Here is a 13510-nt window from a genome sequence, read left to right on the forward strand (position 1 = left end):
TCGGGGATAGCGCGTCGGCTCAGAGTCGGTCGCGCAGGAAGGGCCACGCGCCGGCCTCGAAGAAGCGGTGGCCACCGTCGCCGACGAAGAGGCTGCACTTCCCCTCAGCATCCGCGGCGCGGTACCGCCCGCGGATTCGGTCGAACGCCCGTCTCGTCCCGGCTATCGGGAAGATGGGGTCGGATTCGCCCGCAACGATGCGGAGCGACCGCGGAGCGACGAGGCCGGCGATATCCCACACTTCGCCGAGGCGTCGGAGACCGGGAACGTAGTTGCACAGACAGTGGTCGATGGGAACGATGGAGTCCTCGAACGGACAGACCGACGCGCAGGCGACGACGTGCCCGATTCGGTCGTCGAGCACGCCCGCGAGGAGCGCGACGGTTCCGCCGCCGGAGTGGCCGCAGACGGCTAGTCGGTCGGCATCGAGCGCGGAGTGCCCCTCGGCGAAGTCGACCAAGTGGCGCACGTCCCACACGCGCTCGCCGACGAGCGACCGGCCGAGAAGCTGGGCGCGTTTCTGCCAGTACGTACACGGGTTGACAGCATCGGACTCGTCCGACTCGTCGGCCGCGTCGGGATGCAGTTCGCCGAAGGCGCGCATGTCTGGGGCGACGACGGCGAAGCCCCGCCGGGCCGCCTGTCGAGCGATGTCCCGCCGGTCGTCGTCGATGTGGCGGCTGGCCGCCTCGCCCTCGGCGACGCCGGCGGCGAGGTCTTTGCCGTGTTCGGTGTGGCCGTGAAGCGCGACGACGACCGGATACGGCGGGTCCACCGAGTCGGGGAGAAGCAGGTAGAACGGGACGCGAAACCCCCGTTCGGTGCGGACGCTCCACGTCTGTCGCTCGTAACCCCGGTGTTGAACCGTCGCTTCCGGACGCTCCCGTCGATTTGGGTCGATGCCCTCGACGGCGCGGTCACGCATCGCCGGAAATCCGAGCACGTCGCGTAGTTCGTCGCGGAACGACTCCTGCCACGCCTCGAACTCCGGTCCCGTCTCACCCGCGTACGCGACCGAGCGGTCGGTCGCTCGGAGGACGCCGTCGAACCAGTCGTCGTAGTCGAAGCCAGTCATTCGGTGTCGTTCCGACGAACGCGGTGGGTTCACAAGTGCGTGTCGGCGTCGCGGACCGGAAGAATTGTTCCCCGTAGGCGAACAGAGTTGGCTGTGAAGAAAACAGGACGCAGAACCCACCACTCATCCATTTTCGGTCGTTTTCGATGGAGAACGAACCGGTCTGAAATCGGGAAAAGGAGCATTACGGTTGTAGCGTCGTCACGGCGGGTTGCGGTCCGTTTCTGATCCGACTTCACCCAGTAGAGAACCTAGATACGACGATTTTGGGATTCCCGGCGATGACTGGGACGCCGCTCAGCGAGGACACTCAGTCGGATTCGCATGTTGGGTTCCCCATACGCGAACAAAAGAAGACAACTAAATTACAGATTTGGCGCGTGAATCGGGAGACTGCGGCAAGATAGCGGCGGAGATGACACCGTGATATGAAGAACGACGATGATCCGAGTCGGCAGAGACGACGGGAGAAAACAGAAGCCGAACGCGTTCACTCGAGGGCGTCACTCAGATAGCCGCACCGCCAGAAGACGACGCCGACGGTCGCGAGGAGCACGCCGGCGAGGGCGAAGTCCATCATGAGGACGACGTACGACGCGGTCCCGCGCTCGATGCCCGTCATCGCGAGGAGGCCGAGCACGACGATGAGCAGCGTGAACGAGAGCACGCTCGTCCACAGCATCTTCTTTCGGCAGATCCAACATTTGAAGTACGACTGTTCTGAGGTTCCCATTACCGGCGATTTCGCAAAACGGGATAATAGTCCTTTGGGGGACCGCCCCGCGCGTCGCGAGGGACACGAGCGCGGCCGCGCAATCAAATAATTGTCAGTAGATAATTACCATTATCGATGGGTATATATGGGATAGTCATAATGGATACTGTGTGATGGATTCGCAAAGCAGCGCTGAGTCCGACAAGTGGATCAGCGATGACGAGTGGGAAGACGTATCACCACAGACACGCCGTCGTCTGCTTCGAAACGCGTTCGGTGCCACGGCCGGCGCCGCCGCGCTGGCCGGTTGTAGTAGTGGTGGTAACGAAGACACGCCGACGCCGCTCGAGAACGAGGGTGGTGGCGGCGGGAGCACAACGACCGAGGGCGATTCGACCGGCCAGTCGTCGGGTCGAACGCTCGACCACATCATCTCGCTCGCGCCGACGAACGCTCGATTCAACCCCTACGGTAACGCCGCGAACTTCTCGTTCCGGTGGTACTGGGCGATGTTCGACCAGTTGGCCGTCCACGACAAGGTGTCGAACAAGACGAAGGGGATGGTCATCGAAGACTGGGAGTACGCCGACAACGGACAGGTCGCGTGGAACGTCCGCGACAGCTACACGTGGCACAACGGCGACGACCTAACCGCGGAGGACGTGGCGACCCAGCTCAAAATCGGCAAGCTGATGCAGACCGTCCACAAGGGCTACGGCGCGCAACCGCTGTACGAGAACGTGGAGACGACCGGGAAGTACGAACTCACGTTCGACCTGGTCGAGCCAGACATCAGCCGGGAGATATTCGAGTTCGGTCATATGAAGCGCCGCGCGTGGCTCTGGGCGCACCGGGACATCTGGGGGAAGTACGCCGAGATGTTCGACGACGCCACCACCGACTCGGAACGGACCTCTGCCCAGCAGGAGATGATGCAGGCGGTTCAAAAGAACGTCTGGGACAACGCGAACGTCCCGGGGAACTCCGTCTGGGAGTTCGTCAGTGGGGAGGAGAACGTCGCGCACTTCGAACCCTACGACGACTACGTCAGCCCCTTCAGCGACGCCGAGTGGTCGAGCGGCGAAATCACGGGCGACATGATAGACTACAGCCTCGACTGGCACCGCTACCCGAACCAGCAACAGCGGACCAAGGCGATGCAGGAAGGCGTCATCGACGTGAGCTACCCGCCGGAGTCGCAGTCAGCCCGTGACCGACTCAAGGAGAACGGGTGGGGGCCGGCCGACAGCCTCTCCGAGGACCAGATCACGCCGCAGATGCGCAGCGGGGCGATGGGCGTCCTGCTCAACTGTCAGAGCGACATCACCGGCGACCCGCGCGTCCGGAAGGCGATTCACCACATCGTCCCCCGGAAGCCGCTCGTCGAATGGGTTCCGGACTACGGCACCTACTGGGTCGAAGACCGCATTCCGTCCGGTATCGGGCAGGACAAGGAAGTGCCATGGTTCGGCGGGAACTCGAACTGGCCGAGCGGCGACCTCGCGAAGCTCGAGCGGTACGCCCACACCGAAGACGACGTGGACGAACAGCGGGCGACCGAACTCCTCGAGGCCGCCGGCTTCTCGAAGTCGGGCAACCGCTGGAAGGACCCGAACGGCGAGAACGTCACCCTCCGGTTCTACACGGCCACGTCCGACGAGGAGCCGATGGCCCTGCGGTTCGCGCAGATCGCGAAGTCCTACCTGGACAGTTTCGGTCTCCAGACGGAAGTGACCGCACAGGAGTCGACGATCCGCGCCGGCAAGACCATGGAATCCGGCGACTGGGAGCTGCTGTTCGACAACTGGGGCGGCGCGAAATCCGGCCCGCCGTTCCTCGGCTTCTCGAACTCCTTCAGAGTCCAAGAGTCGCTGTCCGGACAGCCGCTTCCGAGCAACGACAGCTGGGCGATGGACCGCGTCGTCGAGGTGCCGTACCCCATCGGCGACCCGACCGGCGACCTCCAAGAGGTCGACGTCATCAACAAGCTCAACGAGCTCCGGACGCAGATGTCCGACGAAGAGCGCAGACAGAAGGTCGCGGAAGTCTCGTGGATATTCAACCAGTCGCTCCCGATGATGCTCATCAACGAGGAGGGCGGCACGGGTGGCTACTGGCTGAATCACGACAACTGGGCGACGAAGCCGCCAAACAACAACCTGAACCCGGCGTACCGCTACGAAATCGTCGAGATCGGTCAGTACTCCTACTGCCAGTACATGGCCAAGATGGGAACCGAATACTTCCACCCGGCGGAGGGAGGCCAGTAACCGAACCGGGCGCCGCCACCTGAACGAGAACCCGTCGTCTCACCGAGTCAGTCAGAACGTATCAGCCATGCGGTGAACTCCTCGTCCGGGGGCGCAACGCGCCGCCTCCGGACGCGACGACGGCGAGGTCGGTTCGGTCGAGTGCGGACGAAAGTAGCCCTATTAATAATAATTAAGTACCCACATGAGAGGTAAGAACTAGCAAGGATGGTCGAGAAAAATTACTACGTGCGTCGGATAGCGCAGGCCCTGATAACGGTCTGGGCGGCGATCACGTTCTCGTTCGTGACGGTTCGGCTCATACCGGGCGGACCGATGGACTACATCGCCGCGCAGATCAGACAGCGGTCCGGAGGGGCGGTTTCGTCGACCCGCCTCAACCAGATGGTCGAGATGTACTCGAACGTCAACCCGGACAAGCCGATGCTGCAGGCGTACGTCGAATACATCGTATCGGTTGCGCAACTAGACTTCGGGCGGTCTATCTTCTACGCGGACCCGGTCTGGAGCGTTCTCGGACCGGCCATCCCGTGGACGATGTTCGTCTCGCTTTTCGCCCTCGTCATCGGCACCATCATGGTGTTCCTCATCGGCGGCTTCCTCGCCGTCCACGAGGGCGACACTTGGGACGTTGTCGGGAGTTACTTCGTCATCTTCTCCGACGCCGTCCCGTACTACATCGTCGGCCTCGTGCTGCTGTTCACGCTCGGATTCGGCACCGAGTTCTTCCCCAACGGAGGGCGGTACGACAACGCGCTCACGCCCGGGTTCAACATCGAATTCATGGCCAGCGTGCTGCGACACGCGGCGCTGCCCATCATGTCGTTCGCGCTGACCTCGTGGGGCGGCCTCGAGTTCCGCGCGCACTGTACCCGCATCATCGGTGAGGACTACGTCGACGTGGCGGAACTCAGGGGACTGCCCGACAGCCGGATTCAACTGCGGTACATCGGCTGGAACTCGATGCTGCCGATGTACACCGGCCTCATGGCAGGCCTCGCCAGCCTGTTCGGCGGCTCGGTCATCATGGAGCAGATATTCCGATACCGCGGCATGGGCTTTTACTTCTACGAGGCCACGATGGCGCGGGACTACACGACGGTCATGGCGGCGGTCATCCTCTTTACCATCGTCACCGTCGTCGGCCTGCTCATCGCCGACTTCACCTACGGCTTCATCGACCCCCGCGCCGGTCACACCCAGCGTGAGTCCTACTCGCGGTCGTACCGCGAAACCCTCCAGCGGTTCGTCAACCGCCTGCGGGGCGGCGCGGACAAGACCGAGACCATCGACGACCGCATCGAGGGCAACCGCATCTCGGCCAGCGGTGCGATGAGCTTCGACGTCGATAGCTCCGACTTCTCGCGCGGGGAGTACATCAAAGAGCGAATCGACCAGAGCCTCCTGACCCCGTTCCGCATCATCTGGACCTCGCCGCGGGCGCGGGTCGGCGCGATAATCCTCAGCATCTTCGGGTTCCTCGGGCTGTTCGGGCCGTACATCGTCCCCGAGGTCAGACCGATGCAGGGACCGATTCTCCTGCAACCGCTAGAGAACATGCGCTACCCGCTCGGCACCGACGACATCGGCCGCGACCTCCTCGCACAGCAGGTGCTCGCGACCCGTCCGATGCTCGTCATGATGCTGTCGGGGGCCCTCGTCACGCTCGGGCTCGCCATCTTCTTCGGCGTCACGTCCGGCTACCTCGGCGGCGTCATCGACAAGGTGCTCATGACGGTGACCGACGTGATGATGAACATCCCCGGCCTGGCGCTCGTCATCGTCCTCGCGGTGATTCTCGAACCGAAGAGTCCGGTGTTCGTTGGGTTCGTGCTGGCCATCGACAACTGGCCACGCTTGGCCCGACAGCTCCGCTCGCAGGTGCTCACCATCCGCGGTGAGTCCCACGTCGAGGCCTCGCGCGTGCTGGGACTACCCACGTCGAGCATCCTCTCGAAGAACGTCATGTCCCGGCTCATGCCGATGCTGACGATGGGGACCGTCGGTTCCATGCGGAACATCCTGATGGAGTCCGTCGGCCTGTACTTCATCGGCGTGCTGCCGTTCACGACGAGCAACTGGGGCGTCGTCCTCAACATCGCTCGCAACGGCGGCGCGCTGTCCGGCATGGACCGCTTCCATTGGCTGCTCGCGCCGATACTGTTCATCGTCACGATGACGTACGGCCTCCAGCTGTTCGCACAGGGGACGGACCGACTGTTCAACCCCCGTCTCCGCGCCCGCCACGCGGCGACCGTCTCGACCGACGACATGGAAGGCGGTCGCGGCGGTTCGGAAGGCGGCGACGGTGCCGCATCGGCCGCGGACTAACCAACCGGACCAGCCGGTCCGTTTCACGTCGCTGTTTTTTCGATTATCTCGACCCGAGAGCGGCCGCGTCACGCTGTCTCAGGGAAAAGGTTAACACACGTGCTATCGACCTACGAAACGGACTTCAACCATGAAAGTGGAGAAAGAAGGAAATACGACGCGGTACCTGCTCGGCCTCGTGATACTCGTGATCCTGCTCATCGGGGTGTACTACGGATTCACCATGATGTGATCAGAACAGCCGGTACGCCCAGATCAGTACCCGGAACGCGACGGCGACGAACACCAGCAATCCTCCGATTATTCCGAACATTCCCGCCCAGACGCCGGTCTGAAGGGCGGCACCGAAGAGAATCAACAGCGCTCCGAGGAGAATCACCGTCGAGGTGATACCGCCGATCTTGGAGCGAACTGTCCACAGTACGTTCTGTCGCGTTTGCGCTTGCGCCATGTCAGCACGGACATCGCGGACGAACTTATAGCTTGCCGGTATCGGCAGCCGAACCGTCCGAAGGCCCCGATATCGACGCTCCTCGACTGCGGCGGCGGAAAGTATTAAGTAGTATTGAACGTGATAGATTCCTACTACGGTCACATGTTGACGATAGGCACGCGTGACGGGTGGGGTCGCTCGCCCGCCGTACGAACCGACGAGAGGGACTGACCATGGCGACACAACACACCAAACAGAAGATGCCAGACGAGCCGACGGCCGAGCACAACGTCTTAGAGATAACGAACGCGAGCGTCGCGTTCGCGATGGAACGCGGGGACGCGCGAGTCCTCGACGACGTGTCGATAAACGTCCGGCGGGGAGAAGTCCTCGGCGTCGTCGGCGAGTCCGGGTCCGGCAAATCGATGCTGGCGGACTCCATGCTCGACGCCATCGACTCGCCGGGGACGCTCACCGGCGACGTGGTGTTCAACCCGCCGGAGGGCGGCGAGCCAATCAAGGTCAACGACCTGAGCAAAGAGGTGCTTCGCCGGTTCCGCTGGGAGCGCGTCTCGATGGTGGTCCAAGGGGCGCTCGACTCGTTCAATCCGACGCTCAGCATCGGCGACCATTTCGTCGAGACGCTCCGCGCGCACGACTACGACATCCAAGAGGGGATGGAGCGCGCCCGACAGCTCATCTCCGACGTGCACCTCGAACCCGACCGCGTCCTCGACGCGTACCCCCACGAGCTCTCCGGCGGGATGAAACAGCGCGCGCTCATCGCGCTGAGCCTCATCCTCGACCCCGACGTGCTCGTGATGGACGAGCCGACCGCCGCGCTCGACCTCCTGATGCAGCAGTCGATTCTGAAGCTCCTCTCGGAGCTGAAAACCGAGTACGACCTCACCATCGTCATCGTGACGCACGACCTGAGCCACGTCGCGCGCATCTCCGACCGCCTCGCGGTGATGTACGCCTTCGAACTGCTCGAACTCGGCCCGGTGCAGGACATCGTCATGGACCCCGCCCACCCCTACACGCGGGAGCTACTCAACTCGATACCCGACATCGACGCCGACCTCGACGAGATGGCGTCCATCGAGGGGACGAGTCCCGACCCGCTGAACGTTCCGAAGGGCTGTTCGTACCACACCCGATGCCCGCTCGCCGACGAGCAGTGCCGGGCGACGAACCCGGACCTCATCGAGGTGTCCGAGGACCACGGAGCCGCGTGCTTCTACACCGACGAAGCCCGTGAGACGATTCCCCTCAAGAAGGAGGTCTCGAAATGAGCGACGACCCCCTGCTCCGCGTCGACGACCTGAGCGTCCACTTCGGCGGCAACGAGGGCATTCTCGACCGCTTCCTCGGCGACGACAAGGGCGTCGTCCGCGCCGTCGACAACGTCTCGCTCGACATCGGCGAGAACGACGTGGTCGCGCTCGTCGGCGAGTCCGGCTGCGGCAAGACGACGCTCGGAAAGGCCATGATCGGCCTCCAGCGTCCCACCTCGGGGACGGTCCGCTTCCGCGGGCAGGACATCTGGAAGTCCGACCTCGAACCCGGCGACATCCCGTACAAGGAGATTCGGAAGTCGCTCCAGATGGTTCACCAGGACGCCGGGAACTCGCTTGACCCCAACCGGACGATATTCAAGAACCTCAACCCGGCGCTGAAGAAGTGGCGGCCGGAGCTCAACCTCGTCGAACGGCGGGAGCTCGTCCACCAGATGCTCGACACGGTCGGGCTCACCCCCGCGGACGACTACGCCTCGCGGTACCCCCACCAACTGAGCGGCGGGGAGGCCCAGCGGACCGTCATCGTCCGGTCGATGCTCCTCGAACCGGACCTCATCCTCGCCGACGAGGCCGTGAGCGCCCTCGACGTGTCGCTTCGGGTGAACCTGATGGACCTGCTCCTCGAACTGCAGGAGATGTTCAGCACCTCGTTCGTCTTCATCTCGCACAACATGGCGAACGCCCGGTACCTCGCCGGTCGCGCCGACGGCCGCATCGCCGTCATGTACCTCGGCCGCATCGTCGAAATCGGCCCGGCGGACGAGATTATCAAGAACCCCCAGCACCCGTACACCAAGAGCCTCCTGTGGGCGACCTCCGGCCTCTCGGAGATAAACGACCCCATCGAGACGCCGCCGGTCAGGAAAATCGACATCCCGGACCCGGAGAACCCGCCGAGCGGCTGTCGATTCCACACCCGCTGTCCCGAGGCGCGAGAGTACTGCACGTCGAACACGCCGGACCTCTCCGGTATGAGCGGCCCGTCGGACCGCCACGAGGCGGCCTGCTTCGACGCGCACGACAGAATCGACTACCGGAACAGCGAGCCGCTCACCGACGACCTCGACATCGGCGTCGCCGACGACGCGGAACAACCGGCCGACTGAAAGAAAAGCCTCGATTCGAACTATCGTTCGGACGCCGTCGCCAACACCGGACCCGGTACCGGCACCGATGCCTGTTTTCGCTCCCGTACCGGCGTCCGCTTTTACTCCGTACTGATTCCCTGTTCGCTCCCGAGTTCACTCCGCGTCGCCCGCGGGCCCGACGTCAGTCGGGAAGCCGTCGGGGACCGACGGCGGGCGCTCGCACTGCGCCGAGAGCTGGACGTACGCGCCCTCCTCGGCGGATTCGCGGATGCCGTCCATCGCTTCGAGGACGTGGAATCCGAGGTCGCCGCTGGTCCGGTGGTCCCAGTCGGCGTCGAGCGAGTACGCGAGGTCGACGAGGCCGAGGCCGCGCTGTTGGCCGGGGTGGTCGCGCTCGACGGGAACCTCGCGCCACTCGCCGTCGTCGTCGTCGCTGAGATGGACGCGAGGCGTCCCGTCGAACCGGTTGGGGTTGGTGACGCTCAGCGTCCCCTCGGTGCCGTAAATCTCGAACCCCGGCAGTTCGGACCCCCATACGTCGAAACTCGTCAGGAGCGTCCCCGTCGCGCCGTTTTCGAAAGTCACGACGGCTGTCTCGTGGGTCGGCACCGACACCGGAATCCGCTCGCCGCGGCGCGGCTCGCTCGTTATCTCGCGCTCTTCGAACGGCGTGTTCGCGGTGCCGGCGACCGACTGAATCGGACCGAGGAGCGTCACGAGCGACGTGAGATAGTACGGCCCCATGTCGAAAAGCGGGCCGCCGCCTTCAGCGTAGAAGCCGTCGGGGTCAGGGTGCCAGTGTTCGTGGCCGTGATTCGACCAGAACGCCGTCGCGCCGACGGGGTCGCCGATGCGGCCCTCGTCGATGAGGTCGCGACAGGTCTGGATGCCGGTTCCGAGGACGGTGTCGGGCGCGACGCCGACGGTCAGTCCGCGCTCGGCGGCAGTCTCCAGAATCGCCTCACCTTCGGCCTTCGTCGCCGCGAGCGGCTTTTCGGTGTAGGCGTGTTTGCCCGCCTGAAGGGCGGCAGACACGAGGTCACCGTGGGTTCCCGCCGGCGTGAGCACGACCGCCACGTCGATTTCGGGGTCCGCGAGCAGGTCCTCAGTCGGGAGAACGTGGGGGACGCCGTACTCGTCCGCCTTCGACTCCGCGCGGTCCGTGTCGAGGTCGGCGCAGGCGACGATGTCGAGGGCGTCGAAGCGGTTCCCCGCCTCGAAGTACACGTCGCTGATGGCTCCACAACCGATGATACCGAGAGTCACACTCTCCATACCGGGGCGACGCGGGAGAGACTGAAATAGCTGTTGACGGGCGAAGACGGAGAGAAGTCGTCGGGCGAGTCAGCACGCTCAGTCGTCCGCGTCGCGGAGGTCGCCGACAGACGACACCGACACCCACTCGCCGCGACTGTCCGAGCGCTCGGCGGCGAAGACGATGTCTACTCCCTTTCTCGCCTCGTCCGGCGGCACCATCGGCGGTCGGCCCTCCGAGACGGCCTCGACGAAGTCGCGTATCTGGGCGACGTGCGGGCCGTCGGGGCGCGGGTCGGGGAGTTCGACGGGCTGTTTCTCCCCGTTCACCTCGAACAGTTCGACGCCCGTCTCGGTGACACGAAGCGTTCCCTCCGTCCCGTTGAATTCGAGGCTGATGGCCTGTTGGGGCCGCGTCGCCGTCGTCGCCGACACCTGCCCGAGCGCGCCGTCCTCGAACCGGAGCGAGAGCGCGGCCGTATCGGGAGCTTCGATGTCGTGATACAGCGCGTCGCCGGTGCCGGCAACCCGTGACACGTCGCCGGCGACCCACTGGAGCAGGTCGATACCGTGGAGCGCCTGCGTGAACAGGACGCCGCCGTCGAGGTCGGCGCTCCCGTGCCACGAGGAGCCGTCGTAGTACGAGCGGTCGCGGTGCCACTTCACCCGCACGTCGGCGAACACGAGTCGTCCGAGTCGACCGTCGCCGACTACCTCACGAGCGAACTGCATCGTGGGAAACAGCCGCCGCTGAAGGATGCAAGCGAGGGTGACGCCGGCGTCGCGGCAGGCGACGACCATATCGTCGACGCGGCCGGGCGTGATTTCCAGCGGTTTCTCGCAGAGCACGTCGATGCCCGCCGCCGCGGCGTCAACGACGATGTCGCGGTGGGCCCCATTGGGCGTGCAGACGCAGACAGCGTCGAGGGCTGCGTCGGCGAACAGGTCGGCGTGGGAAGTGTACGACGGACAGCCGTGCGTCTCGCCGAACGACTGGGCGGTCTCCGGGGTGTGGTCCGCACAGCCAACGAGTTCGGCACCGTCGATGTCCGCGAGCGCTTCGGCGTGGGACCGGCCCATACTCGCACAGCCGACGATGCCGACCCGAATCGGCGTCTCGGTCATCGGCGCTCACCGTCGGGCGAAGGGGAAGTGGCGACTGTAGGCGTCATCGACTCGAACGACAGCGGGCGGCGTGATAAGCGTTTACCAGCGTGTCGGACGGTTGTACGGCGTGGAGCGGCTCACTCGGGTGAGAAGCTCTCGGTGAGCGTCCGCCCGACCAGCCCGGCGGCGACGAACGCGAGGACGCTGGTGCAGACGAACGCCGTGGCGTAGTCGAACCGGGTGGCGAGCACGCCGACGAGAAGCGGTCCGAGAACGCCGCCGAGACCGCGGGCGTCGAGCGAAGTCCCATCAGTTCGGACTCGCGGTCGACGGGGGCCACGTCGGCGACGAAGGCGATGGTCCCCACGGTGAGCATCGAGAACGTGACCGCGTGGACGACGAAGGCGGTGCTGCTGATACCGATGCGGGCGAGCTGCCCGTCGGGGACGAGCGCGAGCACGACGACGAGCGCCTGTATGCCGCTGCCGGCGAGGCCGCCCACGATGAGCTTCTTCCGGCCGATGCTGTCGCTCAGGCGACCGAAGCCGTACATCGAGACGACTCGGACCGCGGGACTGACCGCGAGCACGGCGCCCATGACGACGTTCGAGAGCCCCACGTCGGCGACGAGGAACACCGGGACGACCGAGATGAAACCCTTCTCGGTCATGTTCCGGAGGACGATACCGACGTACAGCCAGCCGAGTCCGGTCCGGTCGAACAGTTCCCGCCGCGCGCCACCGGGGAGGAGTCGCCCGCGGACTTCCCCCAGGAGTCGACCCGTAGTTAGTGTCTCTTCGGACGGCGGCGTTGGGTCGGCGATGCGGAGCGTGAGGAGCGTCGCCACGAGGCCGAGACCGACGACGACGAGATAGAGGTCGGTCGGCACGAGCAAGCCGACGAGATAGCCGACGAACAGTCGACCGCTGATAGCCCCGGTAGAGCGAGCGCTGCTGTAGAAACCGATGGAGCGTCCGCGCTCCGACTCGCCGCCCGACTCGCTCACGATAGTGAGAATCACCGACTGGAAACCGGCGGTGAACACCGCGAAGAGGCCACGACAGGCGATTTGGAGCGGAACCGACGCGCTGACCGTTAACGGAACGACGGCGAGCGTCGAGAGAAACGCGGTGCCGATGAGTATCGCGCGCCGCCGTCCCGTGATGTCGGCGATTGCGCCCCAGACCGGGGCGAACACGAACAGTCCGAAGGAGAACGCCGCGTACGCGAGGGTCACCTCGAATGGCGACCCCTGTTCTCCGATGTAGAGCGCCATCGCCGTCCCGAAGAGCGACCCGCACGCGACGCGGGAGACGCCGATGAGTGCGAGTGCGCTTCGCTGCCCTCGACTCGCTGGTCGAGCCTGCTGATTGACTACCACTACGACTCGGTGTGACACTACCACCCAATAAAGATTGGCGAGGCGGAAGGCGACACGTTCACCTCACTGACACGTCCGAATTGCCGGAACGGGCTCAGGTCGACGGACCGGCGCGGGCGATGGCGAACTCCGTGAGTCCGTGTTGCTCGGCGCACGTCCGGTCGCCGTCGGCGACGGCGAGAAGGAGCGATTCGAGGTCGTCCGCGTCCGCCTCGCGGGCATCGAGGTCGATGCCACCGGGGACGGCCGCTAGGGTGTCTGCGTCGCCGGAGAGCTTCACCACCGGAACGATGGGATGGCCGGCGGGCGTCCCCTGTCCCGTGACGTGGAGGACGAGATGCGCGCCCGCGGCGGCGAGGCCGGTCGCGGCCTCTTCGACACGGGAGGGCGCATCCAGTAGTGTTACCCCGCCCTCACCCGCGGCGTCCCCATCGCCGACCCGCTCGCCGTACGCCGCGACACCCGCGACCGGTGCGTCGCCGATGAATCCCGTGGCGGCCTCGAAGCCTTGGGCCGCCGCCTCCGTTCCGACGCGCGTCGCTCTCGCGGGGCGGT

Annotated in this window: 10 protein-coding genes and 1 pseudogene; 4 read left to right on the top strand and 7 right to left on the bottom strand. The window is 65.1% G+C overall.

Annotated elements, in window-relative coordinates; genetic code table 11:
• Positions 1 to 19: 19 nt before the first annotated feature.
• Both NKF06_RS07150 and NKF06_RS07155 read right to left on the bottom strand, forming a co-directional pair.
• Positions 20 to 1075, bottom strand: a complete 1056-nt coding sequence (locus NKF06_RS07150) for an alpha/beta fold hydrolase (protein ID WP_253244958.1) — start codon at positions 1073 to 1075, stop codon at positions 20 to 22.
• 490 nt (positions 1076 to 1565) lie between these two features.
• Positions 1566 to 1808: a hypothetical protein gene (locus NKF06_RS07155; protein WP_233512067.1), complete on the bottom strand. Its 243-nt coding sequence runs from the start codon at positions 1806 to 1808 to the stop codon at positions 1566 to 1568.
• 155 nt (positions 1809 to 1963) lie between these two features.
• On the opposite strand from NKF06_RS07155, the gene NKF06_RS07160 reads away from it, so the two are divergent.
• Positions 1964 to 4060 (top strand): ABC transporter substrate-binding protein, encoded by a 2097-nt coding sequence (locus NKF06_RS07160; RefSeq protein WP_253244965.1) that lies wholly within the window; start codon positions 1964 to 1966, stop codon positions 4058 to 4060.
• 207 nt (positions 4061 to 4267) lie between these two features.
• The gene (locus NKF06_RS07165) at positions 4268 to 6391 is read left to right on the top strand and encodes an ABC transporter permease subunit (RefSeq protein WP_253244959.1); all 2124 of its coding nucleotides are present in this window, start codon (positions 4268 to 4270) and stop codon (positions 6389 to 6391) included.
• Between the two features lie 232 nt (positions 6392 to 6623).
• On the opposite strand, the gene NKF06_RS07170 is transcribed toward NKF06_RS07165, so the two are convergent.
• Positions 6624 to 6842: a hypothetical protein gene (locus NKF06_RS07170; protein WP_058828641.1), complete on the bottom strand. Its 219-nt coding sequence runs from the start codon at positions 6840 to 6842 to the stop codon at positions 6624 to 6626.
• Positions 6843 to 7057: 215 nt separating this feature from the next.
• Between NKF06_RS07170 and NKF06_RS07175 the strand changes: the two genes are divergently transcribed.
• Positions 7058 to 8119: an ABC transporter ATP-binding protein gene (locus NKF06_RS07175; protein ID WP_253244960.1), complete on the top strand. Its 1062-nt coding sequence runs from the start codon at positions 7058 to 7060 to the stop codon at positions 8117 to 8119.
• A complete protein-coding gene (locus NKF06_RS07180; RefSeq protein ID WP_253244961.1) occupies positions 8116 to 9231 on the top strand; it encodes an ABC transporter ATP-binding protein in 1116 nt (371 codons plus the stop codon). Before NKF06_RS07175 ends, NKF06_RS07180 begins: the two co-directional genes overlap by 4 nt.
• A gap of 135 nt (positions 9232 to 9366) precedes the next feature.
• Here the strand turns inward: NKF06_RS07180 and NKF06_RS07185 are convergent, their stop codons facing one another.
• The 4 genes and pseudogenes from NKF06_RS07185 to NKF06_RS07200 all read right to left on the bottom strand — a co-directional run.
• On the bottom strand, positions 9367 to 10488 hold the full coding sequence (locus NKF06_RS07185; RefSeq protein ID WP_058828639.1) for a Gfo/Idh/MocA family oxidoreductase: 1122 nt from the start codon (positions 10486 to 10488) through the stop codon (positions 9367 to 9369).
• Positions 10489 to 10566: 78 nt separating this feature from the next.
• Complete coding sequence (locus tag NKF06_RS07190) at positions 10567 to 11592, bottom strand: Gfo/Idh/MocA family oxidoreductase (protein ID WP_253244962.1); 1026 nt, start codon at positions 11590 to 11592, stop codon at positions 10567 to 10569.
• A gap of 43 nt (positions 11593 to 11635) precedes the next feature.
• Entirely contained in the window at positions 11636 to 12955 is a 1320-nt protein-coding gene (locus NKF06_RS07195; RefSeq protein WP_253244963.1) for an MFS transporter, read from the bottom strand.
• A 94-nt stretch (positions 12956 to 13049) separates the two neighbouring features.
• Positions 13050 to 13510: pseudogene (locus tag NKF06_RS07200) on the bottom strand (UxaA family hydrolase); the annotation flags it as partial.

The organism is Haloferax sp. AB510 (assembly GCF_024136985.1).
Taxonomy (GTDB): Archaea; Halobacteriota; Halobacteria; order Halobacteriales; family Haloferacaceae; genus Haloferax.